Origin of the sequence: Nocardia amamiensis NBRC 102102 (assembly GCF_001612745.1) — a bacterium.
GTDB classification, from domain to species: Bacteria; Actinomycetota; Actinomycetes; order Mycobacteriales; family Mycobacteriaceae; genus Nocardia; species Nocardia amamiensis.
In genome coordinates, this window is sequence record NZ_BDBA01000118.1 from 1 (window position 1) to 24,412 (window position 24,412).

Sequence of the window (24,412 nt, forward strand, 5' to 3'; positions counted from 1 at the left end):
GCGACGGCGACGCCGTGCGGGCGGCGCTGGACCTGCGCCCGCTGGACGCGGGCGCGGGCACGCGATGGATTCTGTCCGATCTCGACGACTCGATGCGCCGCCGCACGCTGACGGAGGACCACGTGCTCGGCGTCGGCCACGCCTCGCTCTCGCTCCTGCGCGCCACCCCGGCGCGCCCGGTCGGCACGGTGCTCGACCTCGGCACCGGTTGCGGAGTGCAGGCAGTACACGCCGCCTCCTATGCCGGGCACGTCACGGCTACCGATGTCAACGCTCGCGCGGTCTGGCTGGCCGAAGCCACCGCGGCGCTCAACGACCTGGATATCGAATTGCTCGAAGGCTCCTGGTTCGAGCCCGTCCGGGGAAGGCGCTTCGACCAGATCGTGGCCAATCCGCCGTTCGTCGTCGGCCCCGCCCGCGTCGAGCACACCTATCGCGACTCCGGTCTCGCGCTCGACGGAGCAAGTGAACTGGTGATCTCCCAGGCGGCCGACCTGCTCGCACCCGGCGGCACCGCCGCGATGCTGGCCGCGTGGGTGCACGTCGACGGCGAGGACTGGCGCGAACGAGTCTCCTCGTGGTTGCCCGCGCATGGTGTCGACGCCTGGGTGGTGCAGCGCGATGTCGCCGATCCGGCCCTCTATGTCGGCACCTGGTTGCGCGATGCGGGCCTCGACCCGCGCGATCCAGCCGCACAAGCCCGTGCGGAGAGCTGGCTGGACGCCTTCGCCTCCGCCGACGTCGAGGGCATCGGTTTCGGTTTCGTCTACCTGCACGCCATCGACGGTCCGGCCGAGCTGCTCGCCGAAGACCTCACGCACGGCTTCGACGACCCGCTCGGCGAGGAGGCCGTCCGGTATTTCGAGCGCTCGGCCTGGCTGCGCTCCGTCGCCGGGGATCAGGATCTCGCCTGGTCGGCACGTTTCGCGGTGGACTCCGCGACCGCGCTCGAGCGCGTGTACCTGCCCGGGCCCGACGGCTGGGCACCGGAGGTGGCGCGGCTGCACCGGGGCGACGGCCCGCGCTGGCAGCACGAAGTGGACGAGGCCACGATCTCCCTGCTGGCGGGAATGCGAGCCGACGGCCTGCCGTTGTACCAGCTGGTCGAACTACTGGCGCTCGCCCACGGCTCCGAGGAGGTGACTGTCGAGTTCGCGGCCGACGCGTTGTCCGTAGTCACCGGACTGGTACGTCACGGATTGGTACGGCCCGTATAACCGTACGGCAACGACGCGGCGGCCGGTGCGGGTCCCGGCCGGGGGATCGCTCCGAGACGCGGTGCTTCTCAGGAACTTCTCAGACGAGAGGGCGGAAAACCGCAGCTCAGAGCGGTTTATGTCAGCCGTAACGGGGAACTTTCTCCGTGTCGGGTCCGTTGATCGGAGTGAGACACCACCGACAGGAGGCAAGTCATGACAAGCCCCGCCACCACTCGTGTGCGCACCAGCGATTCGGACCTCGACGCCCAGAGCCCCGCCGCCGACCTGGTACGTGTGTACCTGAACGGGATCGGCCGTACCGCGCTGCTCACGGCTGCCGACGAGGTCGAGCTGGCCAAGCGCATCGAGGCGGGCCTCTACGCGCAGCATCTGCTGGAAACCGGTAAGCGGCTGTCGGCAGGCCGGAAGCGGGATCTAGCCCTCGTCGTGCGCGAAGGTCAGGCCGCCCGGTCGCATCTACTCGAAGCCAACCTGCGCCTTGTTGTCTCGCTCGCCAAGCGCTACACCGGCCGCGGAATGCCGCTGCTCGACCTCATCCAGGAAGGCAATCTCGGACTGATCCGGGCCATGGAGAAGTTCGACTACACCAAGGGCTTCAAGTTCTCCACGTACGCCACCTGGTGGATTCGCCAGGCCATCACCCGCGGCATGGCCGACCAGAGCCGCACCATTCGCCTGCCCGTCCACTTGGTCGAGCAGGTGAACAAGCTCGCCAGGATCAAGCGGGAACTGCACCAGCAACTCGGCCGGGAGGCCACCGACGAGGAACTGGCCGTCGAATCGGGCATCCCGGTGGACAAGATCTCCGATCTGCTCGACCACAGCCGCGACCCGGTGAGCCTGGACATGCCGGTCGGCAACGATGAAGAGGCCCCGCTCGGTGATTTCATCGAGGATTCCGAGGCCACCTCGGCCGAATCCGCGGTGATCGCCGGTCTGCTGCACCACGACGTGCGCAGTGTGCTCGCCACCTTGGACGAGCGCGAACAGCAGGTCATCCGGCTGCGTTTCGGCCTGGACGACGGGCAGCCGCGCACCCTGGACCAGATCGGCAAGCTCTTCGGCCTCTCCCGCGAGCGGGTGCGCCAGATCGAGCGCGAAGTCATGGCGAAGCTGCGCAAGGGCGAGCGGGCCGACCGGCTGCGCGCCTACGCCAGCTGATCCTCCCCGGCGCCGGCAGTTCGCAGACAGCTCCGGCGTTCGGCTCGGTGACCACCGCGGTCATCTTCCCGCGCCGACCGGTGACGCGCGTGCCCGCCCTCCGGGCGTCGCGCGAGCCGGTCGGCGGTCTCGCACTCTCCCCTCCTCGGCTACGGCCGTGCTCAGCTCTGGGCCACGCGATGTCGTACTCGACGGTGTCGCCATCGACCGAGGTCATGGTCAAGGTCACGCCCACCCGCGACATGGCCTGTGCGAGCCGACGACTCAGGCGCGCGATCGCCCTCGTCGCCGGTGCGCTTGTGCCCGGCCGGCCCGACCGACTTCAGCCCAGCCGACGCGGACCGGTGTCGAATCGGCTCGGTTCCGGACCGATCCGGCCGCGCGCGTACAGGATCTCGGCCGAACTCGGTGACGCCAGTACCGGATCGAAGGACAGTTCCCGCATCTCCGGTAGGTCGTCGAAGAGGGCCGAAATGCGCTGGGCGAGTTCGGCGAGGGCGGCTTTGTCGACGCGCGGGCTGGCGGGAGTGCCCGACAGCAGCGGGGCGGCGCGCGGCGCGTCGATCAAGGCGGCGGCCTCGTCGGCGGTCAGCGGCAGCGCCCGGTAGGCGCGGTCGCCGAGGAGTTCGATGATCAGGCCGGACAGGCCGAACTCGATCACCGACCCGAAAGAAGGATCATCCTGCACCCGCAGGATGCAGCCGACACCCTTGGTGGCCATCTTCTGGATGTGCAGCAGCGGATCACCGCACAGCTCGGCCAGATCGGTGTACGCCTGCCGCACCGCCTCCGGCCGCCACAGGTCGAGCCGGACTCCGGTCAGATCCGGCCTGCGCCGCCACAGTTCGCCGGTCGCCTTGGCCGCCACCGGGTAGCCGAGTTCCTCCGCGGCGGCGACCGCCTCGTCGGCGGTGCGCACCTCGCGAAACTCCACCACCGAAATGCCGTAGCAGGCAAGCAGTTCGACGGTCTCCAGATCGGTGAGCCAGCGGCCGCCCGACCCGGCCATCCAGTCCGCCACCAATTGGCGGGCCCGGTCGCTGTCGATGCCCCGTGGCCGCACCACAGCGGAAACCGGCCTGGTGCGCCATTCGGCGTAACGCCGGACCCGGGCCAGTGCCCGTGCGGCGCGCTCGGGGTCCGGATACGACGGAATCGACCCGTGCACCGCGGTTGCGCCCGCGCCGCGGACGGCGAGCAGGTTCGGAATCCCTTGCTCGGCGACGAACGTGGTGAGAATCGGCTTCTCGGCCTCGGGCACCGCGACTGCCGCCGCGCGGATCGCGTCCGCAAACCCGGTGGTCGGCAGGGCTACCGGCGGCGCGAAAACGACGATTACGGCATCGATCTCGTCCGACCGCAGGACCGCGACCAGCGCGTCCAGGTACGCGCCCGGCGTCGCCTGCGGGCCAAGATTCACCGGATCGCCGACCTGGAGACCTTCGCCTTTGGCCGCGTCGACGGCCAGCCAGTTCAGCGCCGTGCTGTTGCCGACCACCGCCAGCCGCTCGCCGCGCGGCAGCGGTTGATAGCCGAGCAGGGCGGCGCAGTCGAAGAGCTCGGAAATCGAGTCGACCTGGACGATGCCCGCCTGCGCGAACAGATCCCGCACGATCGAACGGTCCATGTCGCCGGCCTGCTGAGCGACCGAGCGGCCACTGCTCACCGCCACGATCGGTTTCGTCCTGGCCACCCGGCGCGCGATCCGGGAGAACTTGCGCGGATTACCGAAGCTCTCCAGGTACAGCAGCACCACGTCGGTGTCCGGGTCGCTGTCCCAGTACTGCAGCAGGTCGTTGCCGGAGACGTCGGCACGGTTACCCGCCGAGACGAACGTCGAGAGGCCGAGATTGCGCGCCGCGGCCTCGCCGAGGATGGCTGCGCCCAACGGCCCGGATTGACAGAAGAATCCGATCCGCCCACGGCCGGGCAGGACCGGGGCCAATGTCGCGTTCATGGCCACACTCGGGTCGGTGTTCGCGATGCCGAGCGCGCTCGGCCCGACCACGCGCATGCCGTGGCCGCGGGCGGCGGCGACCAGCTCACGTTCGGCCGCCACGCCGTCCTGGCCGGTTTCGCTGAATCCGGCGGTCAGCACCACGAGGCCCTTGACGCCCTTGGCCATACAGTCGTCCAGCACCGACCCGATCGCCGCGGGCGGCACCGCGACCACGGCGAGATCGACCTCGTCGGGGATCTCCCTGACCGTCGCGTACGCGCGGACGCCGCGCACCGACTTCCGGTTGGGGTTCACCGGGAACACCGGTCCCTGGAACGCACCGGACAGCAGGTTCGCCAGCACCACACCGCCGACCCGCCCCGCCGCCGGGGTGGCGCCGATGACCGCGACCGACCGCGGGGCGAGCAGATTGCCCACGCTGCGCGCCTCGGAGGCACGTTCGCGCGAATCGCGGACCGACAGCAGTGCCTCGGTGGGGTCGATGGCGAACTCCAGATGCAGCACCGACCCATCCCTGCTTCGCTCGACCTGATAGCCCGCGTCCCGGAAGACCGTCACCATCACGGTGTTCTCCGCCAGCACCTCGGCGACGAAGGTTTCGATCTTGTTCTCGGCGGCGGCGCCGGCCAGGTGCTCCAGCAGAATCGAGCCGAGCCCGCGCCCCTGATGCCCGTCCGCCACCACGAACGCGACCTCCGCCGCCCGCGGGCCGACCCGGTCCAGCAATTCGTAGCGGCCCACCGCCACGATCGCCTCGCCCAGTTCCAGCACCAACCCGACCCGGTCGTGGTAGTCGACATGCGTGGTCCGGTACAGGTCCTTCGGCGAGATCCGCGGGTACGGACCGAAATACCGCAGATACCTGGTGCGATCCGACAGCACGCTGTGGAACTCCTGCAGGCGATCGGCGTCGTCGGGGGTGATCGGACGCAGCCGCACGACGCCGCCGTCGGAGGCAAGCACGTCGGCGAACCAGTGCTGCGGCGGCGGGGGCGGGACGGCGGGGACGCCGGTGTCGGGGAAGTCAGTCACGAGGGTCCTCCGGGTCGAGGCCCAGCAACCCGAAAGTCGCTCGGCGGGTGGCCAGCACGGCCATGTCGACGGCGCGTTGGGCGCGGTCGAGCCGCACGTCCCCAGTCTCCCCGGTCCCGCCGGGGCCATCCCACGGACGGTAAGCAACGTCACCGCCATCGCCCATGGTGCGCGGCGGATCGGACTGCGGCGCGGCGGCGCGGATTCCGTCGATCCAGTTCTGCGGTATCGGCGTCGCGGGGTCGATGGTGCGATCCAACGCGGTGGCCAGCAGATGCGTCCAGGCTCGCGGCACCACGCGGACCAGTCCGTATCCGCCGCCGCCGACGGCGAGCCAGCGTCCTTCGGCGTATCGGTCGGCGAGGTCGCGCATCGCGCGGAACGCCGCGCGCTGACCGTCGACGGTGAGTTCCAAGTCGGCCAGGGGATCTTCCCGATGGGTGTCCACCCCGCACTGGCTGACCACGATCTGCGGACCGAACGCCGCCACGGCGCCGGGGACCACCGCATGGAATCCGCGCAGCCACTGCGCATCCCGAGTGCCCGGCAACAGCGCCAGGTTGATCGACGTACCCTCGGCCGCGCCCGCGCCGGTCTCCTCCGGCCAACCGGTGTTCGGCCACAGGGTCGCCGGATGCTGGTGCAGCGAAATGGTCAGCACCCGGGGATCGCCGTAGAAGGCCCGTTGCACACCGTCGCCGTGGTGCACGTCCACATCTATGTAGGCGATGCGGTCGAAACCGTGGTCCAACAGCCAGGAGATGGCCACCGCGGGGTCGTTGTAGACGCAGAACCCGGCGGCCGAATCGGCCATCGCGTGATGCATGCCGCCGCCGATGCTCACCGCGCGCTTGGTGCGCCCCTCCGCGATCGCCTTGGCCGCGGTCAAGGTGCCGCCGACGATCGTGGACGCCGCCTGGTGCATGCGCGGAAACACCGGATTGTCCGGCGAACCCAAGCCGTAGGGCGGTGCGATGGGCGAACCGATCGGCGGCACGGCGTGTTCGACGGCGTCGAGGTAGTCGGGCGTGTGAATGCGCAGCAGGTCCTGGCGTTCCGCGCCGGCGGGTTCGAGCAGTTCGACACCCTCGAGCAATCCGAGACTTTCCGCCAGCGCCATGGTGAACTTCAGGCGCGCCGGTTTCATCGGATGCTCCGGGGTCCAGGCGTAATCCAGAAACCGATCGGTCCAGACGACGGTTCCCGGCCGGCTCGTCCCGGATGAGGCAGACGCCGGAAGTCCGCCGGGGGGTGCAGTGGCCATATTCGCAACGCTAGCGGGAAGCAAGGGACCCCGCGAAACGTTCCTATGCAGTACAAATACAAGCAGGTGCGGTCACGGCTGCCCGCCGTGCGCCGACCGGGCTGCCGCGGTGCCATCGGAGATGCCGGGCGCAGCGCGGAGCGACACGATCCGGCACACGGCGGTGTCGGCGTGCGTGGGTAGAATTCGTGCCGACGAAGGGGTAACAGGTGAAGGATCTGGTCGACACCACGGAGATGTATCTCCGTACCATCTACGACCTCGAGGAGGAGGGCGTAGTGCCCCTGCGCGCCCGGATCGCCGAGCGCCTCGAGCAGAGCGGCCCGACGGTGAGCCAGACCGTGGCGCGGATGGAGCGTGACGGTCTGCTGCTGGTCGCCGGAGACCGTCATCTGGAGCTGACCGAGAAGGGGCGCAGCATGGCGGTGGCAGTGATGCGCAAGCACCGGCTGGCCGAGCGGCTGCTCGTGGACATCATCGGGCTCGACTGGCAGAACGTGCACGCGGAGGCCTGTCGCTGGGAGCACGTGATGAGCGAGGACGTCGAACGACGCCTGGTCGAGGTCCTCAACCACCCCACCACCTCCCCATACGGCAACCCCATCCCGGGTCTGGACGAACTGGGCGTCGTACCGCCCGCCACCACCGACGAGAAGCTGGTGCGGCTGTCGGATCTGCCGCACGGGCAGGTGCACGCCGTGGTCGTGCGCAGGCTCGCGGAGCACATCCAGACCGATCCGGAGGTCATCGGCCGCCTGCGCGAAGCGGGCGTCGTGCCGGACGCGCGCGTGACGGTCGAGAACAAGCCGGGCTCGGTCGTCATCACCGTGCCTGGGCACGCCGGCTTCGAGCTGTCGGACGAGATGGCGCACGCCGTCCAGGTGAAGCTGGTCTGACGCGTGAAACTTCTGGTCACGGGTGGCGCGGGCTACGTCGGTGGCGTCTGCGCGCAGGTTCTGCTGGAAGCCGGGCACGAGGTCGTCGTGGTCGATGACCTGTCCACCGGCAACGCCGACGGCGTCCCCTCCGGCGCCCGGTTCGTCGAGGGCGACTTGGCGGTGGCCGCGCCCGCGCTGCTGGCTGCCGAAACCTTCGACGGGGTCCTGCATTTCGCGGCGCAGTCGCTGGTCGGCGAGTCGGTGCAGCAGCCGGAGAAATACTGGCACGGCAATGTGGTGAAGACGTTCGAGCTGCTGGAGGCGATGCGGCGCGCGGGAACGCCGCGGCTGGTCTTCTCCTCGACCGCGGCCGTCTACGGGGAACCGGAGCAGGTGCCGATCACCGAAGACGCCCCGACCCGCCCGACCAATCCGTACGGCGCCTCGAAGCTGGCCATCGACCATGCCATCACCTCCTATGCGATCGCGCACGGGCTTGCGGCGACCAGCCTCCGGTATTTCAACGTCGCGGGCGCCTACGGTGGTCTGGGCGAGAACCGCGTGGTCGAAACGCATCTCATCCCGCTGGTGCTGCAGGTCGCGGCCGGGCATCGCAAGGCGATCTCGGTCTTCGGCACCGACTGGCCCACCCCGGACGGCACTGCGGTCCGCGACTACATCCACATCCGCGACCTCGCCCAGGCCCATCTGCTGGCCTTGGCGACCGCGGAGGCGGGCACCCATCGGATCTACAACCTCGGCAGCGGTACCGGATTCTCCGTCCGCGAAGTGATCTCGGCGTGCGAACGCGTCACCGGTCTGCCGATCACCGCACAGGACGCGCCGCGCCGCCCCGGCGACCCGGCGACGCTGATCGCCTCCAGTACGCGCGCCATCGCCGAACTCGGCTGGCGACCCGAACACAACGACCTCGACGAAATCGTGGCCGACGCCTGGGCTTTCTTCCAGTCGCTCGGTTCGCGCGCGCACAGCGCACAGTAGTCGGCGCCGCGCCGCCCGAGTCGGCCATGCCCCGGCTCGGGCGGGCACAACCTCACCATCTCGGCCCAGCCGACGCCGCTGCGAGGACAACGATCCTCGTCCGGCCGGCCCTCGCTGCGGCGTATCTGTTGCCCGGACCACCGCGCGAGCGTCCCGCTGGTGTACGGATGCGGCTGTGGTGGGCGAAGCGCGGACTGCGTCATCCACGGTGCGGTAAACCTCGTTCTGCGAATGACGCTCCGCCAACTCGGCATCCGCCCCGCGCAACCCGTTCACGGCGCCGGCGTGCCGAGGTCGACACCCAGCCCCGCGGCGGTCTGGTAGCCGCTTCTGGCCAGCCGCCGCAACTGTTCCGGACGCATGCCCAGGCGCAGTGAAGTATCGAGCAGCACCGCCATCGGATGTCCCGGATCCGCCTCCAGCGCAGCCTCCAGGGCGATGCCCGCGAGCGGGCCGTCACCGCGAACGTAGGCGCTGTAGCCGAGCAGTGCCGCGGCCTCCGCGCGATCCGGACCGGACAGTGCGCGGGTGAGCGCGCCCCACAGCGCCTCGGCAGCGGCGGCATGGTCGCCGACAGCCAAGGCGAACATCGCGTCCCGGACCGCCCGATCCCGCAGAGCGGCGGCCAGTTTCGCGAGTTCGGGCGCCATCAGTGCCGTGCCGGACGCGACGTTGGCGATCTGCCACAGCACGTAGTCGAGGGCCTGCCTGCTGTATTCGTCCGGGTCACCGCGGCGTGCGGCCCGCGCATACCGCTCCCGGGCGAGGATGACCGCGTTGTCCAAGTGCGCCGCCACCTCCGTGCACGACAGCGGATCCACCGCGACCAGGTCGGTGAGTTCGGAGCGGGAGCCGCGGATCGGCCTGCCGTCCAGCACGTGGGTGAGCGCGACCATCGAGGCGGCCGGATCCCGGAGCACACCACGCCGGTCCGGCCCGGTCAATGTCCACCAGCGCTGCCCGGCGGCGATCTCGCGTGTGGCCCACACTCCGCCGAGCGCGATGCCGGCGAACGCCAAGCGTCTGCCCAGCTCGCCGACAAGCACGTCGAATCGTCCTGCGGCGCAGTGATTCCGGTCGGCGTGCGAGTCCGGTTCGGCAGCGCGATCGTCGACCAGGACCGCAAGTACTTCGGCCGCCTCGGACCCGCAGATCCGCGTGACGGCGGCGGCCAGCGGTCCGGATCGCACCCGCCGTCCACCAGGCGAGTCCAGGTCGAACCGCACTACCGCGTCGACCACCGCGGCGTCCCCCGCTGCACCCCGCAGGACGAGCACCACCACCGACCGCTCGGGAGTGAACCCCAGCATCGCGGGTACGGCCGCGATCAGCTCACCCGGATCATCCACGGACACGGCGTGTTGCGACGTATCCCGGCCGAAGGGCGGAGGCTCGTCGCAGCATCGGGCCCTTCCAGCCGGGTCGAGACGGGTATGCCGCTCCTCCCCCGCGCTCGCCTTTCCTTTCGTACTCTTCGAAACCGACTCTCGCGCAAGTGCTCTGACGTCATCGGGTCGCCGGGCAACGGAGGAGGCCGAGCAGGGCAATGCACGTCGGCTACGCAGGCCAGGGCGTAGCGCGCTGCTCCGGCCCGTGTGCTCGGCGTCGACGGGCTCAGGAGCTGGATGGGGTGTCGCGGAAGTGGTCATGCGCCGAGTCTGCCGGTCCGCGCCCTGGAGTCTTCGATGCCGACCTCATGTTTCGGCTGGTCTGGGGAATTCACTCCACACTGTGCATGAATCACCTGTGCGGCCGTCGCGACCGCGATCGATGTCGGTACCCGCTGATACCGTGCCGCCGGGGGTCCGGCATGGGCCGGGCCTACCCCTCTCGCACCTTGCGCACGGCCGTCGAGAACAGTGCGTCCAGCGCCGCCGTATCCGGCTCTTCGTCGTCGAAAGACATATATGTCACCGAGATTCGTACATCATCGATCTGGGCTACGCGCGTACGCATGGACTGGGTCAGCCCGGCGCCGCCCGCCTCCGGCCGCACGGTTCTGCGCAACGCGACGGCGTCGTCGGCGTCGGCAGGTGGTGGCGCGTCCAACTCGGTCAGCACGGTGGTCGTCGCGCCCGCGCGGGTCACCCGCACCGACCCGCACTGCATCAACCGGGCGCGCAACGACGCCAACGCCTCGCCGGTGCGCGCCAATTCGACGGTCAGCGTGGCGCGTGTCTGCTCATCGGTGCCCACCGCCATCGCAGCCCGATCAGGTCCGAAGTCCTGGCGGGGCGGCACACACCGGCTGGGCTGCACGTCGGCACCGCGTCCCATGCCGTCCAGATCGCCCGCCGCCTGGGCCACGGCCTCCTGCGGCAGCACCACCGCCGGATACCGGGCGGGAAACTGCGCCGGATCCGGCAGCAGCGTCGGCAGTTCCGCGCTCACCTGCCGGGTCACCGTGGCAGGAGCCGACGAGAGCGGGTGGCCCGGCACGGTCGCCCCGCACCCGGCCAGCAGCACGGCGCACACGACCGGCACCGTCCAGCTCGGCCGCCCGCACGTCGAATCCAGCACCGTCACACGCTCACTGTGCCAAACTCCCGGAGCCCAGCCGGAGATGCCACGCCGCCGGGCCGGGAATGCGCGGAACACCGATGCTGTTGCCTCGGAGTATGGGTCGATGTCCGGCCGTGCGCGATGCCCGTCATCGGCATGAGGGACAATGGACGGTGGTCCCCGTCTCGGACGACTGCTCGTCACACGACTACCACCACCGGTGGCGAACGATCGGGCAGGCAACCACACTGGCGCGTGAGGTACGCGTCCGGGCCGCAGGAACCGCGCAGGAAGGAGTACGCGATGGAGTACGAGTCGCGAATGTACGAACTGGAGTTTCCCGCTCCGCAGCTGTCGTCCGCCGACGGCTCCGGCCCGGTCCTGGTGCACGGACTGGAAGGCTTCACCGACGCCGGACACGCGGTACGGCTGGCCACCACGCACCTGCGCGAGAGCCTCGAAAGCGAACTGGTCGCCTCGTTCGACGTGGACGAGCTGCTGGACTACCGCTCGCGGCGCCCGCTCATGACCTTCAAGACCGATCATTTCTCCGAGTACGCCGAGCCGGAGCTCAACCTCTGGGCGCTGCGCGACACCGCGGGCACCCCGTTCCTGTTGCTGGCGGGCCTGGAGCCGGACCTCCGCTGGGAGAAGTTCACCACCGCCGTGCGCCTGCTCGCCGAACAACTCGGCGTGCGCCGCAGCATCGGGCTCAGCGCGATTCCGATGGCCATTCCGCACACCCGCCCGCTCGGGGTGACCGCGCATTCCTCCGATCGCGACCTGATCTCCGAGCATCAGCGGTGGCCGGGCGAACTCCAGGTGCCGGGCAGCGCGTCGTCGCTGCTGGAATTCCGCATGGCCCAGCACGGTCACGAGTCGGTCGGTTTCTCGGTGCACGTGCCGCACTACCTCGCGCAGACCGCCTACCCGGAGGCCGCGCAGACCCTGCTGGAGAACGTCGCCGACAACGCGGGCCTGGAATTTCCGCTGGCCGCGCTCGGCGAGGCCGCCGCGCGGGTGCGCGAACAGGTCAACGAGCACATCGCGGGCAATACCGAGGTGGAGACCGTGGTGCACGCCCTGGAGCGGCAGTACGACAGCTTCGTCACCGCGCAGGAGCGGCAGTCGAGCCTGCTGGCCGGTGACGGCGAGCTGCCCAGCGGAGACGAGCTCGGCGCGGAGTTCGAACGATTCCTCGCCGAGCAGGGCGGCTACAACGGCGACGACAAAGGCGAGCGGGACTGACTCCTGGCGCGGTCGGAGGACCGATCGCCCCTGCCCACGCCGCCGATAGCGAGGCCGTAGGGTGGTCGGAGTGGATCTGACCGAACTGCTCGACATCCCGGGGACCGACGCCGACGCACTCTACGAGTCGTTCGGGATGTGGGCCGCCGAGCAGGGCACCCCGCTGTATCCGGCGCAGGACGAAGCGCTGCTGGAGCTGGCCTCCGGATCCAACGTCATCCTCGCCACCCCAACCGGCTCCGGAAAATCGCTGGTCGCGGTCGGCGCACACCTGTTCGCCCTCACCCAGGGCCTGCGCACCTACTACACCGCCCCGATCAAGGCGCTGGTGAGCGAGAAATTCTTCGCCCTCTGCGAGGTGTTCGGCGCCGAGCGCGTCGGCATGGTCACCGGTGACGCCGCGGTGAACCCGGACGCGCCGATCATCTGCGCCACCGCGGAAATCCTGGCCAATCTCGCGCTGCGCGAGGGCGCGGACGCCGGCGTCGGCCAGGTCGTGATGGACGAATTCCACTTCTATGCCGATCCCGACCGAGGCTGGGCCTGGCAGGTCCCGCTGCTGGAGCTGCCCCGCGCCCAGTTCCTGCTGATGTCGGCGACGCTCGGCGACGTCGACTTCTTCGCCCGCGACCTGAAGCGCCGGACCGGCCGCTCCACCGCGGTCGTCGCGGGCAGCGAACGCCCGGTACCGCTGAGTTTCTCCTACGCGCGCACCTCCATCACCGAGACCCTGGAAGAGCTGGTCACCACCCACCAGGCGCCGGTGTACGTGGTGCACTTCACCCAGGCCGCCGCGCTGGAGCGTGCCCAGGCGCTGACCAGCGTCAACTTCGCCACCCGCGCGGAGAAGGACGCGATCGCCGAGGCGCTGGGCGAATTCCGGTTCGCGGCCGGCTTCGGCAAGACCCTGTCCCGGCTGATCCGGCACGGCATCGGCGTCCATCACGCGGGCATGCTGCCGAAATACCGCCGCTTGGTGGAGCGGCTCGCCCAGGACGGCCTGCTGAAGGTGGTATGCGGCACCGACACCCTCGGCGTCGGCATCAATGTGCCCATCCGCACGGTGCTGCTCACCGGTCTGACCAAATTCGACGGCGTGCGCACCCGGCGGTTGAAAGCGCGGGAGTTCCACCAGATCGCCGGCCGCGCGGGCCGGGCGGGCTACGACACCATGGGCACGGTCGTGGTGCAGGCGCCCGAGCACGAGGTGGAGAACACCCGGCTGCTGGCCAAGGCGGGCGACGACCCGAAGAAGCAGCGTAAGGTGCAGCGGCGCAAGCCGCCGGAAGGCTTCGTCTCGTGGAGCGAGGACACCTTCGACCGCTTGGTCGCGGCCCAGCCGGAGCCGATGGTGTCGCGCTTCACCGTCACCAACGCGATGCTCCTGAACGTGATCGCCCGGCCGGGCAACTGTTTCGACGCCATGCGCCATCTGCTCGAGGACAATCACGAACCGCGCCCCGCCCAGCGCAGGCACATCCTGCGCGCGATCCGGCTCTACCGCGCGCTGCGCGACGCCGGGGTGGTGCAGCAGCTGCCGGAACCGGACGCGCAGGGCCGCCGCGCCCGCCTCACCGTCGACCTGCAACGCGACTTCGCCCTCGACCAGCCGCTGTCGCCGTTCGCGCTGGCCGCGCTGGATCTACTGGACAAAGATTCGCCGAGCTATACCCTCGACGTAGTGTCGCTCATCGAATCCACGTTGGAGGATCCGCGCCAGCTGCTCATGGCCCAGCAGCACAAGGCGCGCGGCGCGGCGATCGCCGAGATGAAGGCCGACGGCATCGACTACGACGAGCGGATGGAGCTGCTCGAAGAGGTGACCTGGCCCAAGCCGCTGGCCGAGCTGATCGAACCGGCCTACGAGACCTATCGGTCCGGGCATCCGTGGGTGTCGGAGTTCGCGCCCGCGCCGAAGTCCGTGGTGCGCGACATGATCGAGCGCGCCATGACCTTCGCCGAGCTGATCTCCTTCTACGAGCTGGCCCGCTCCGAGGGCGTGGTGCTGCGCTACCTCGCCGACGCGTACCGGGCGCTGCGGCGCACGGTGCCGGAGTCCGCCCGCACCGAGGAACTCGACGACCTCACCGAGTGGCTCGGCGAGCTTGTCCGCCAAGTGGATTCGAGCCTGCTGGACGAATGGGAGCAGCTGACCAATCCCGGCGCAGAGACCGACGCCGACCAGGTCGCCTTCGGCGCGGAGACGGTGCGCCCGATCTCCGCGAACGAGCGTGCCTTCCGGGTCATGATCCGCAACGCGATGTTCCGCCGCGTGGAACTGGCCGCGCTGCGGCGGTGGGACGACCTGGGCGAACTGAGCCCGGGCCTGGACTGGGCGCAGGCGCTCGCCGACTACTTCGCCGAGTACGAGCGGATCGGCACCGGTCCCGACGCCAGGGGACCGCAGCTGTTCCAGGTGGAACGAAGACCGGGATTCTGGCGGGTGCGGCAGGTGCTCGACGACCCGGCGGGCGACCATGGCTGGTCGATCGACGCGGTGGTCGATCTCGCCGAGTCCGATGCCGCGGGCGAAGTCGTTTTCGACGACGTCACGGTATCCGCCGGCTGAGCCAGCACCGCACGCCGGTTCCGCATCCACGCAGGTCAGCACACCCACCCTGGGAGCAGGACGGGGTTCGGCGACCATGCGGCGAATCCAAGGTTTGACGGATTCGTTTCTGGGTACGGGCCGCTGATACTCTCTCCCCCGCTGCCCAAGCGAAAGATCTACTATGCCCGAATCGCCGTACCTTGTCATCCATCCCGAGCGTGTCCGTGAGAACTACCGCGCGCTCGATGCCGCCCTGTCCGCGGACCGGGGCGCCGCGGCGAGGATCCGCTTCGCGGTCAAGGCGAGCCCGGTGCCGGAGATCGTGCGCCTGCTCGACGAGGAGGGCGCGGAGTTCGACGTCGCCAGCATCGGCGAGATCGACCTGTGCCTCGGCCTCGGGGTGGCGCCGGAACGCTTGTGCTACGGCAACCCGATCAAGAAAGCCGCCCACATCGCTCGGGCATATGCCCTGGGGGTGCGCCGTTTCGCCTTCGACACCGAAGAAGACCTGCTGCGCATCGTCGAGCACGCGCCCGGCTCCGAGGTGGAGTGCCGCTTCCTCGCCGCGGCGCCGGAGTCGCGCACGCCGTTCGGCACGAAGTTCGGCTGCGCCCCGGGCGAGGCGTTGCGGCTGCTGGTCCGGGCCAGGGACCTCGGACTGGTGGTCGGCGGGCCGTACTTCCACGTCGGCTCCCAGCAACTGGACCCCACCGCGTGGCGGATCGGCATCGAACAGGCCGGCCGGATCGTGGAAGCCTTGTCGGACAAGGACATTCCGGTCGGCTGGGTGAACATCGGCGGTGGGCTGCCGATCTCCTACGCCGAATCCGCGCCCGCACTGGGTGAGATCGCCGCGGTGGTGAACCACGCCGCGGCCGAATTCCTTTCCGGGGAAACCGGATTGGTCGTCGAACCGGGCCGGGCGCTGGTCGGTTCGGCGGGCACGATTCACGCCGAGGTCGTCGGCGTCCGCACCGCGCCGGACGGACGACGCTGGGTGTATCTCGATATCGGCCGCTACAACGGCATGGCCGAGACCGAGAACGAGTACATCGCCTACCGGTTCCACACCGATCGGGACGGCGACCCCGTCGACGAGGCGGTGGTAGCCGGTCCGACCTGCGACGGCGACGATGTACTGTATCAACGCACGCGAGTCCTCCTACCGACCACGTTGCGAGCCGGTGATCGCATTCGAATCCCCGACACCGGCGCCTATACCGCGAGCTATTCGTCGGTGTCCTTCAATGGTTTTCCGCCCTTGACCGTTCATGTCTCGGGCGCTGAGCGAGAGTGAGTTTGCCCATGACGGCGGAATTCACCGGCTGGCATGTGCTGGCCGAGTTCGGTGGTGTCGACGCAGCCCTCTGCGACGATCTCGAACGACTCGAATCGGCGTTGCGTGAGTCTTTGATCGCGGCGGGCGTCACCATCTGCGATGTCGTACACAAGAAGTTCGAACCGCAGGGGGTGACCGTCCTCGCGCTGTTGTCGGAGTCCCACGCCTCGATTCACACCTATCCGGAGTCCGGCGACATCTTCGTCGACGTCTTCACCTGCGGCAGCATCGGCGCGGGAGCGAAGAAGGCGGTCGAGCTGCTCCGGGACGCGTTGTCCCCGAAGGATGTTCGCATGCAGGTCATCCGCAGGGGACACGGCAGCCAGCGGATCGAGGAACCGGTCGGCGCGGGCCTGACCCGCATCTGGGACCTGCACGAAGTGATCGTCGACACACATACGCCGTTCCAGCACATGGTCATCGCTCGGACCGAGCAAGGCATCAGCCTGTTCTCCGACGACGACCGCCAGTCCACCGAGTTCTCCCAGCTGACCTACCACGAGGCGATGATGGTCCCGGCCTTCGCACTGGCCGGGAAGCTGGACAACGTGCTGATCATCGGCTCCGGCGAGGGCGTGGCCAGCCAGATGTCGGTCGCCGCGGGCGCCACCCGCGTCGATCACGTCGACATCGACCAGCTCGAGGTCGAACTGTGCGCCCAGCACCTGCCCTACGGCTACACCAGTGCCGAGCTTGCCGCCGCGGTCGAGGGCGAAGGGCCGATCACGGTCCACTACGCCGACGGCTGGGATTTCCTCGCCACGGCAGCCAAGGCCGGCACCCGCTACGACGTCATCGTGATCGACCTGCCGGACGAGCGCGTCGAGGACGCGCAGCACAACCGGCTCTACGAGGCGGAGTTCCTGTCCCGATGTCGTGCGCTGCTCGCGCCCGGCGGTGTGCTGAGCGCGCAGGCCGGATGCGCGACCATGTGGCGCAACGAGACGCTGAAGCGGTCCTGGCAGCGTTTCCACGAGCAGTTCGGCACCGTCGTGCACTACGGCAGCGACGAGCACGAGTGGTCGTTCCTGTTCGGCATGGTCGACCCGATCGACGACCCGGTCGAGCGCATGACCGATCGTCTGGCGCTGCTGCCGTACCAGGCCCAGACCATCGACGCGCGCGCGCTGGTGCGCGGCGCGATCGAACCGCACGCGCTGCGGGTGTAGGGCAGATCGACTCCGGACGCGCCGGTCGAATCCGGCGCGTTCGGCATATCCGGGCGGTGTCAGACCCGGGCCGAGTCCACGGGCGGCAGTTTCGGCTGCTCAGGCGGTGCGCTCCCCTTCGGCTCCTCGCCGCTGGGCCCGAACACCATGCCGTTCTTCCACGCGCTGCGTTCGAACATCCGCTGCAGCGGCGTGGCAACGAAGGTGGTCACCGTCGTCATGATCGCGAGCACGGTGTACAGCTCGGGCGTGATCAGCCCCGCCGACAATCCGACATTGAGCAACACCAGCTCCATCAGCCCGCGGGCGTTGGACAGCGCGCCCATGGCGCCCGCCTCCCGCCAGCCCATGCCCTGGGAGCGGGCCACCAGCCCGACCGCGCCGAACTTGCCCGCGAACGACACGACCAGCACCACCACGGTCATCACCAGCACCTGCGGCTCGAAGATGAGGCTCAGCTTCGTGTTCAGGCCGGTGTAGATGAAGAAGGCGGGGAGCAGCAGGTAGCCGACCAGCGGCTCGAAGCGGTCCCGGATCCGGTCCAGGAGCTCGCCGCGGGGCATGACGATACCGGCGACGAAAGCGCCGAGCACGGAATGGATTCCGACGACGTCGGTGACGCAGGCGGCCAGCAGCACCACCAGCAGGACCACGGTCAGCTGACCGACCGGCACTCCGCCCGCACGTTCGGTGTCACCGCGCCGCGGCGTCCAGGTCTCCAGCCGCGCCAGCCACCGGCGGGCGACGAAGACCATGAACAGCAGGTAGACCAGCCCGCCGCCGACCGCGAGGTAGACACCGCCCGGGCTGTCCTTCGCCGTCGCGACGACCACGGCCAGCAGCACCCACGCGCACGCGTCGTCGACGGCCGCGACGGCCAGCGACATCGTGCCGAGCCGGGTGTTCATCAGTCCGGAGTCGTAGACGATCCAGGCCAGGATCGGGAAGGCGGTGACCGCGACGGCGGCCGCGAGGAACAGCGCGCCTTGCCAGTCGGCCACCCCGTCGGTGAAGAATCCGCCCTGCACGGCCATCCACCAGCCGACCGCGCCGCCGAGCACCATCGGCACCGCGACGCCGGTCGCCGAGGTGGCCCCCGCCTGGCGCAGGTGTTTACCGAAGATGTCGAGCTGGAACGAGCTACCGACCAGGAACATGTACAGCACCAGCCCGATCTGGCCGACCACGTAGATGGCGGTCAGGTTCGGGTGGACGATGCTCGTGCCTCCCACCGCGAGCTTCGTCGGGAACAGCCACTCTTGCGCCTGCGGCCACGCCCAGCCGAGCACCGATGGCCCGAGCAGGAAGCCCGCGATCATGATGGCGACCACCTGCACTTGCCCCAGCCGCCGCAGCAGCGGCCAGAGCAGGCGGTAGGTCACCAGGATGACCACGATTTGCAGAAAGAAGTGGGTCGAGATTTCCAGCAGCGATGGCATCGCAGCTCCCCTCCGTCGAGCTGTGTCGGTCGTACCAGGATCTCGGACACCGATGAAAACGCAACGGCCTCGGTGTGACTCGTGTGCCGAGTTCGGGCGCCGCCGCTCAGCACGAGCTCGACGACGCCCGAATCATACCGTCAGGTAATGTTTTTCGCGGTTCAGGATTGCTGCTTGCGCCACTCTTCGACGTTCATCCCGCCGACGCCCCAGTCCGACAGCGCAACCTCGTCGATGACGACGAAGGTGCTCGCGGGCGCCTTGCCGAGCACGTCGTGCAGGAGATCGGTCACGCCCTTGATCAGTCGCGCCTTCTCCTCGCGAGTTACACCCTCATCGGTCACTTTGATGTTCACGTATGGCATCAGGCTGCCCTTCCCGAGATGAACCCGCCGTCGACGGGGAAGATGTGTCCGGTGGTGAAAGCGGCGTCGGCGAGATATAGCACCGCGGCGGTGGTCTCGGCGACCTCGCCGATGCGGTTGAGCAGGGCCAACCTGCCTGCGGCCGCTTCGTCGCCGTCGCCGTGCAACGGAGTGCGGATGATGCCCGGCGCGACCGCGTTGACCCGGATGCCGTCGGCCGCGAGTTCGGCGGCGAGGCTGGTGGTCAGCGCGTGCACGCCGCCCTTGCTGATCAGCGCCGCCGACGCGGGCAGCCCGGCGAGGGCGTGGTCGATCAGCACCGTGCCGATGTTCACGATGCTGCCGCCGGTGGCCTGCTCCAGCAACCGTCGCACCACGGCCTGCGTGGTGAAGTAAGTGCCCTTGAGGTTTCCGTTCACATAGCGGTCCAGTTCCGGCTCGGTGACGTCCACGAAGGGTGTGGCCCCGAAGATGCCCGCATTGTTGACCAGCACGTCCACGCCGCCGAACCGCTCGACGGCGGCCTGGACCAAGGCGGCACCCGTCGCGGGCGCACCGATGTCGCCGACCACCGTGGCTACCTGCCCGGGCGCGCCGAGTTCGGCGGCAACCCGCGAAAGCTTGGCAGTGTCACGCCCGTTGAGCACCACGTTGTCGCCGCGTTCCACGAACGCGCGTGCGATATCGCGGCCGATTCCACTCGAGGAACCGGTCACGATGACCGTCTTCGTCATTTCTCTCCTTCTCTCAATATACGACCGGTCGTCTTGGAATGGGTAAAGGAAAGACGCCGGCCAGAACAACCCTGACTCAGGGCAGGAAATAGTCGCCGAGCAGGCGATCCAAGCACTTGTTCAGCGGTGCGAGGGTGCGATCGATCTTCATCCTGATCACCGCACCCTCCCACGATTCGAGCAGCAGGTCGGCCAGCTCGGTGGCGTCGATATCGGCGCGGATCATGCCGAGCCGCTGCCCGTGTGCCAATTGCTCGGCGACGCGGTCGCGCCAAGCGCCCCACGCGGCCGACAGCGATTCCCGCAGCAGCTCACTGCCTTCCAGTTCGCCGCCCAGGTTCGCGATGAGGCAGCCGCCGGTGAAATCGGCCGCGACGAAATCGTCCATCAGCCGCCCGAAGAACGCCCGCAGCCCGCTCACGGGATCCGGCGCGGGGGCGAACGCCTCGGTCAGATTGCGCTGGACGCACAGCGAGTGATGCTCGATGATCGCGCGCCCGAAGCTCTCCTTGCTGTCGAAGTAGTTGTAGAACGACCCCTTCGGCACTCCGACCTTGTCCAGGACCTGTTTGAGTCCCGTGCCGTGGTAGCCGTTGGTCAGGAACCCGGCAGCGCCCTCCTCGACCAGAAGTCGCCGGGTGTCCTCACTACGTCTCGGTCGCGCCATGACCCGACTATACGACCGGTCGTCTGGAAATTGCAACCCGCACACCTCGACGAGGCATCACGGAGTGCCTTCCGCGGCCGGTGGAATATGGCGCCACCGCGCGGATCGTGCAGCGAAATGCCCGAGATGCTCCGCGGCGAACCGATCCCGTTGCCAATCAACCGGATCGGCGGCGGCCGTCCAGACGTAGGTCCACACCGGACCCACCCGGTCGCCGACGAGTATGCGGCGCAGGTCGTATTCGTCGTCCTCGAACGCGTCGAGGATCGCCCATTCCGCCGCGGTGAGACCATCGAGCACGGCGCCCCTGGTCAGCCCATCCGGCGCGACGACCAATCCGGGATAGATCCGCCTCGGTAGCGCGGCCGCGCGCCAGCCGGGCAGCTCGGCCGGTTCGAGGGACGGAATCCTTCCGAGCAGCGCCGCCAGCACTTCGGGAAATTGCAGCGTGCCGTAGACGAACAGCGCGTGATCAAGCCCCGACAGACCACCAAGCCGCCCGGGACCCAGCGCCGCCGATTCCATGTCCACTGCTCCTCTCACCCGCTACCCACTGTGCCCGTCCCGCGCGCTCGACGCAGGGGCGCCCGATCCCTACATCGGGCGCTGGGCGCGGATGATGGCGGCCAGATATTCGTAGTCGTCGGCACGGACGCTGGAGGCACGGAACGCGAGGCCGATGGTGCGCCCGGGCGCCGGGTCCGCGAAATGCGCGACATCCAGTGTGCCGCCGGCTGTTTCCGCCGCGACGGCCATCTGCGGAATCAAGGTCACACCGAGCCCGCCCGCGACACACTGCACCACGGTCGCCAGCGAGGCGGCCCTGGTATCGCCGACCGCGGCGGGGTGGGCATCGGCCGACCGGCACGCCTCCAGGGTCTGGTCGCGCAGGCAGTGCCCCTCGTCCAGCAGCAGCAGCGGCTGGGCGTCGAGCACCGACGCGGCCAGGTCCGTACGCCCGGCCAGTTCGTGGCCACGCGGGGTGACCAGCACGAATTCCTCGGTATAGAGCGGGATCTCGACCACGCCGGACAGGTCGGTGGGAACCGCGAGCAAGGCGACGTCCAAGACGCCCGTGCGCAGTCCGTCCAACAGCCGGGCGGTCTGGTCCTCGATGATCTGCGGGCGCAGTGCGGGCAGCCGCTTGCGCAGTTCGGGCAGCAACCCGGGCAGCACGTAGGGCGCCACGGTCGGAATGATGCCCATCCGCAAGCTACCGCCGAGCCCGTCGCCGGTCGCCGAGGCGACGAAGCGGTCGGCGGCCTCCAGCGTGGCCATCGCCTTGGGCAGCAAGCGCATTCCGGCGGCGGTGACCAGCACCCGCCTGGTACTCCGCTCGATCAGCTGGATCCCGAGCCCGTGTTCGAGCGCCGCGAGCGCCTGCGATAGCGTGGGCTGGCTCACACGGAGCCGGGCGGCCGCGGTGCCGAAATGGCGGTATTCCGCGACCGCTACGAACGCACGCAGCTGTGACAGGGTGGGCTGATAAGTCTGATCAGTCACGCCTATCAGTCTAGTGCGACTGATCACCTTTACCTTTTATCTGGGCTTCCGGCAAGATCACCGGTGAGCTTTTGCCCGCGGTCTGAGCACCGGGCCCGGCGGCGGTAGCTTCCGTGACCACGAAGGGCCCGCGAAGACCGCACATCGAAAACAGCGCTACAAAACAAACCTGACGAGGAGATGAGCATGGCCCTGCTGACCATCGGCGACCAATTCCCGGCGTACCACCTCACCGCGGTCATCGGCGGTGATCTGTCGAAGGTCGACGCTCAGCAGCCTGACGACTACTTCACCCGGATCACCAGCGACGACCACGCGGGCAAGTGGCGGATCGTCTTCTTCTGGCCCAAGGACTTCACCTTCGTGTGCCCGACGGAGATCGCCGCGTTCGGCAAGCTCAACGACGAATTCGAGGACCGGGACGCGCAAGTGCTCGGCGTGTCGGTGGACAACGAGTTCGTGCACTTCCAGTGGCGCGCGCAGCACGAGGACCTCAAGACACTTCCCTTCCCGATGCTCTCGGACCTGAAGCGTGAATTGGCCACGGCCACCGGCGTGCTCAACGCCGATGGCGTCGCCGACCGCGCCACCTTCATCGTCGACCCGAACAACGAGATCCAGTTCGTCTCGGTCACCGCCGGTTCGGTGGGCCGCAACGTCGACGAGGTGCTGCGGGTGCTGGACGCGCTGCAGTCCGACGAGCTGTGCGCCTGCAACTGGAAGAAGGGCGACCCGACCATCGACGCCGGTGAGCTCCTCGCGGCCAGCGTCTGAAACATCCCGGCGCACCAGGGTTTCCGGTGCGTCATCTTGTCATCGAGAAACGACCTGCCCCTACGGGGCTGACCTGAGCAGAGGAATCGCCGCATGAGCATTGAGAACCTGAAGAACTCCCTTCCCGAGTACGCCAAGGACCTCAAGCTCAACCTGTCATCGATCGCGCGCACCACGGTGCTGACCGAACAGCAACTGTGGGGCACCCTGCTGGCGTCGGCGGCCGCGACCCGGTCGGCGACCACGCTGCGCGAGATCGCCGAGGCCGCCGCCGACGTGCTGACCGCGGAGGCGTACAACGCCGCGCTCGGCGCCGCCTCGATCATGGGCATGAATAACGTGTTCTACCGGGGCAAGGCGTTCCTCGGCGGCCGCTACGACGATCTGCGCGCCGGGCTGCGGATGCAGATCATCGGCTCGCCGGGCGTCGACAAGGCGGATTTCGAGCTCTGGTCCTTCGCGGTCTCCTCGATCAACGGCTGTGCGCACTGCCTGGAGGCGCACGAGCACACGCTGCGCGAGGCGGGCGTGTCCCGCGAGGTGATCTTCGAATCGCTGCGCGCCGCGGCCATCGTGGCCGGTGTGGGTCAGGCCGTGCAGTCGACGGAGGCGCTCACCACCGCCGCGATCTGAGGTCGTCGTGGAGAGGCCCCGATCCGCGGATCGGGGCCTCTTCACGTTCCCGGTGTGGCCTGGACCACAGCTCGGTGCCGGGGCACCCGAGTAGGCTCGGCGAAATGGGCACCCAGCTTGACGTGGTCCGAGTGTTCACCGACGCCGCAGGCCGGTTCGGCAACGAACTGGGCATCGCCCGGGCCGCGGACGTGGCCACGGCCGACCGGCAGGCACTGGCGGCGAAGGCCGGCTACGCCGAAACCGTCGTGGTCGAACCACCGGTCGACGAGATCGCCGCGGTCCGGATCTACACGCCGACGGTGGAACTCCCGTTCGCCGGGCATCCGTCGGTGGGGACAGCGTGGTGGTTCGCCGCCCAGGGAACTCCGGTGCGGACGCTGGAGGTCCCCGCCGGTCCGGTGGCGGTGGAACTCAACGACGGGCTGACCTGGATCACCGCGCGCGGCGAATGGGCGCCTGCCTTCACCTTCCACCAGCTCGAAGACCCCGAGGAACTCGCCACCCTCCGTGCGGACGAGTTTCCCGGCGGCCCGCACTATCTGTGGAGCTGGACCGACGAACATCGCGGGACGCTGCGCTCCCGCATGTTCGCGCCGACCATGGGGATCGTCGAGGACGAAGCGACCGGCGCCGCGGCCGTGGCGTTGACCGCGCTGCTGCGCAAAAGCCTGGTCATCGTCCAGGGCAAGGGCTCCCAATTGTTCACCCAGTGGGATTCCGACGGCTGGGTACGCCTGGGCGGGCGTGTCGTCGCCGACCAGCCTGTCGTGATCTAGAGCCTGCTCAGGACTGCACCTCGCTGGCGCTCGGCTCCGTCGTGCGCGAGAGCGCGCTGTGCCCTCGGCTCGCTCGCTGACGCTCGCTCACGACTCCACCTGGCTGACGCTCGGCTCCGTCGTCCGCGAGAGCGCGCTGCGTCCCCGGTTCACTCGCTGACGCTCGCTCACGACTCCACCTCGCTGACGCTC

General features: G+C 69.0%; 21 protein-coding genes. 11 read left to right on the top strand and 10 right to left on the bottom strand.

Annotation, left to right across the window (positions count from 1 at the left end):
* A partial coding sequence (locus NA4_RS21965; protein ID WP_067473082.1) for a DUF7782 domain-containing protein occupies positions 1-1,217 on the top strand: 1,217 nt, incomplete at its 5' end.
* Between the two features lie 195 nt (positions 1,218-1,412).
* The gene (locus NA4_RS21970) at positions 1,413-2,381 is read left to right on the top strand and encodes a sigma-70 family RNA polymerase sigma factor (protein WP_067473085.1); all 969 of its coding nucleotides are present in this window, start codon (positions 1,413-1,415) and stop codon (positions 2,379-2,381) included.
* A 322-nt stretch (positions 2,382-2,703) separates the two neighbouring features.
* On the opposite strand, the gene NA4_RS21975 is transcribed toward NA4_RS21970, so the two are convergent.
* Positions 2,704-5,373, bottom strand: coding sequence for a bifunctional acetate--CoA ligase family protein/GNAT family N-acetyltransferase (locus tag NA4_RS21975; RefSeq protein WP_067473088.1), 2,670 nt, complete (start codon positions 5,371-5,373; stop codon positions 2,704-2,706).
* Positions 5,366-6,637, bottom strand: a complete 1,272-nt coding sequence (locus NA4_RS21980; protein ID WP_067473091.1) for an acetoin utilization protein AcuC — start codon at positions 6,635-6,637, stop codon at positions 5,366-5,368. The genes NA4_RS21975 and NA4_RS21980 overlap by 8 nt, the downstream gene beginning before the upstream one ends.
* 209 nt (positions 6,638-6,846) lie before the next feature.
* On the opposite strand from NA4_RS21980, the gene NA4_RS21985 reads away from it, so the two are divergent.
* Both NA4_RS21985 and galE read left to right on the top strand, forming a co-directional pair.
* On the top strand, positions 6,847-7,533 hold the full coding sequence (locus NA4_RS21985; RefSeq protein ID WP_067473094.1) for an iron-dependent transcriptional repressor DtxR: 687 nt from the start codon (positions 6,847-6,849) through the stop codon (positions 7,531-7,533).
* Between the two features lie 3 nt (positions 7,534-7,536).
* Positions 7,537-8,517 (top strand): UDP-glucose 4-epimerase GalE, encoded by a 981-nt coding sequence (gene galE / locus NA4_RS21990; RefSeq protein WP_067473097.1) that lies wholly within the window; start codon positions 7,537-7,539, stop codon positions 8,515-8,517.
* Between the two features lie 272 nt (positions 8,518-8,789).
* On the opposite strand, the gene NA4_RS21995 is transcribed toward galE, so the two are convergent.
* Positions 8,790-9,866, bottom strand: a complete 1,077-nt coding sequence (locus tag NA4_RS21995) for a DUF4192 domain-containing protein (RefSeq protein ID WP_245671533.1) — start codon at positions 9,864-9,866, stop codon at positions 8,790-8,792.
* A gap of 472 nt (positions 9,867-10,338) precedes the next feature.
* Positions 10,339-11,043, bottom strand: coding sequence for a hypothetical protein (locus NA4_RS22000; RefSeq protein ID WP_084497334.1), 705 nt, complete (start codon positions 11,041-11,043; stop codon positions 10,339-10,341).
* Between the two features lie 279 nt (positions 11,044-11,322).
* Between NA4_RS22000 and NA4_RS22005 the strand changes: the two genes are divergently transcribed.
* The 4 genes from NA4_RS22005 to speD all read left to right on the top strand — a co-directional run bounded on the left by NA4_RS22005 (position 11,323) and on the right by speD (position 17,326).
* Positions 11,323-12,267, top strand: a complete 945-nt coding sequence (locus NA4_RS22005) for a PAC2 family protein (protein ID WP_067473139.1) — start codon at positions 11,323-11,325, stop codon at positions 12,265-12,267.
* A 70-nt stretch (positions 12,268-12,337) separates the two neighbouring features.
* On the top strand, positions 12,338-14,836 hold the full coding sequence (locus NA4_RS22010; protein ID WP_067473102.1) for a DEAD/DEAH box helicase: 2,499 nt from the start codon (positions 12,338-12,340) through the stop codon (positions 14,834-14,836).
* Between the two features lie 163 nt (positions 14,837-14,999).
* Positions 15,000-16,115, top strand: a complete 1,116-nt coding sequence (locus NA4_RS22015) for a type III PLP-dependent enzyme (protein ID WP_067473105.1) — start codon at positions 15,000-15,002, stop codon at positions 16,113-16,115.
* Positions 16,116-16,123: 8 nt separating this feature from the next.
* Positions 16,124-17,326, top strand: a complete 1,203-nt coding sequence (gene speD, locus NA4_RS22020; RefSeq protein ID WP_067473108.1) for an adenosylmethionine decarboxylase — start codon at positions 16,124-16,126, stop codon at positions 17,324-17,326.
* A 59-nt stretch (positions 17,327-17,385) separates the two neighbouring features.
* On the opposite strand, the gene NA4_RS22025 is transcribed toward speD, so the two are convergent.
* The 6 genes from NA4_RS22025 to NA4_RS22050 all read right to left on the bottom strand — a co-directional run bounded on the left by NA4_RS22025 (position 17,386) and on the right by NA4_RS22050 (position 22,034).
* Complete coding sequence (locus NA4_RS22025) at positions 17,386-18,765, bottom strand: cation:proton antiporter (RefSeq protein WP_067473111.1); 1,380 nt, start codon at positions 18,763-18,765, stop codon at positions 17,386-17,388.
* Positions 18,766-18,926: 161 nt separating this feature from the next.
* A complete protein-coding gene (locus NA4_RS22030) occupies positions 18,927-19,130 on the bottom strand; it encodes a tautomerase family protein (protein ID WP_067473115.1) in 204 nt (67 codons plus the stop codon).
* Complete coding sequence (locus tag NA4_RS22035) at positions 19,130-19,864, bottom strand: SDR family NAD(P)-dependent oxidoreductase (protein ID WP_067473118.1); 735 nt, start codon at positions 19,862-19,864, stop codon at positions 19,130-19,132. The genes NA4_RS22030 and NA4_RS22035 overlap by 1 nt, the downstream gene beginning before the upstream one ends.
* Before the next feature lie 76 nt (positions 19,865-19,940).
* Positions 19,941-20,531: a TetR/AcrR family transcriptional regulator gene (locus NA4_RS22040; protein ID WP_067473119.1), complete on the bottom strand. Its 591-nt coding sequence runs from the start codon at positions 20,529-20,531 to the stop codon at positions 19,941-19,943.
* Between the two features lie 57 nt (positions 20,532-20,588).
* A complete protein-coding gene (locus NA4_RS22045) occupies positions 20,589-21,056 on the bottom strand; it encodes a gamma-glutamylcyclotransferase family protein (RefSeq protein ID WP_067473123.1) in 468 nt (155 codons plus the stop codon).
* Between the two features lie 69 nt (positions 21,057-21,125).
* On the bottom strand, positions 21,126-22,034 hold the full coding sequence (locus tag NA4_RS22050; RefSeq protein ID WP_067473126.1) for a hydrogen peroxide-inducible genes activator: 909 nt from the start codon (positions 22,032-22,034) through the stop codon (positions 21,126-21,128).
* A gap of 186 nt (positions 22,035-22,220) precedes the next feature.
* Between NA4_RS22050 and NA4_RS22055 the strand changes: the two genes are divergently transcribed.
* From NA4_RS22055 to NA4_RS22065, 3 genes are all read left to right on the top strand, one after another.
* On the top strand, positions 22,221-22,808 hold the full coding sequence (locus NA4_RS22055) for a peroxiredoxin (RefSeq protein ID WP_067473143.1): 588 nt from the start codon (positions 22,221-22,223) through the stop codon (positions 22,806-22,808).
* Between the two features lie 93 nt (positions 22,809-22,901).
* Positions 22,902-23,441: an alkylhydroperoxidase, AhpD family gene (gene ahpD, locus NA4_RS22060; RefSeq protein WP_067473130.1), complete on the top strand. Its 540-nt coding sequence runs from the start codon at positions 22,902-22,904 to the stop codon at positions 23,439-23,441.
* Positions 23,442-23,545: 104 nt separating this feature from the next.
* Positions 23,546-24,220: a PhzF family phenazine biosynthesis protein gene (locus NA4_RS22065; protein ID WP_067473133.1), complete on the top strand. Its 675-nt coding sequence runs from the start codon at positions 23,546-23,548 to the stop codon at positions 24,218-24,220.
* Positions 24,221-24,412 lie beyond the last annotated feature (192 nt).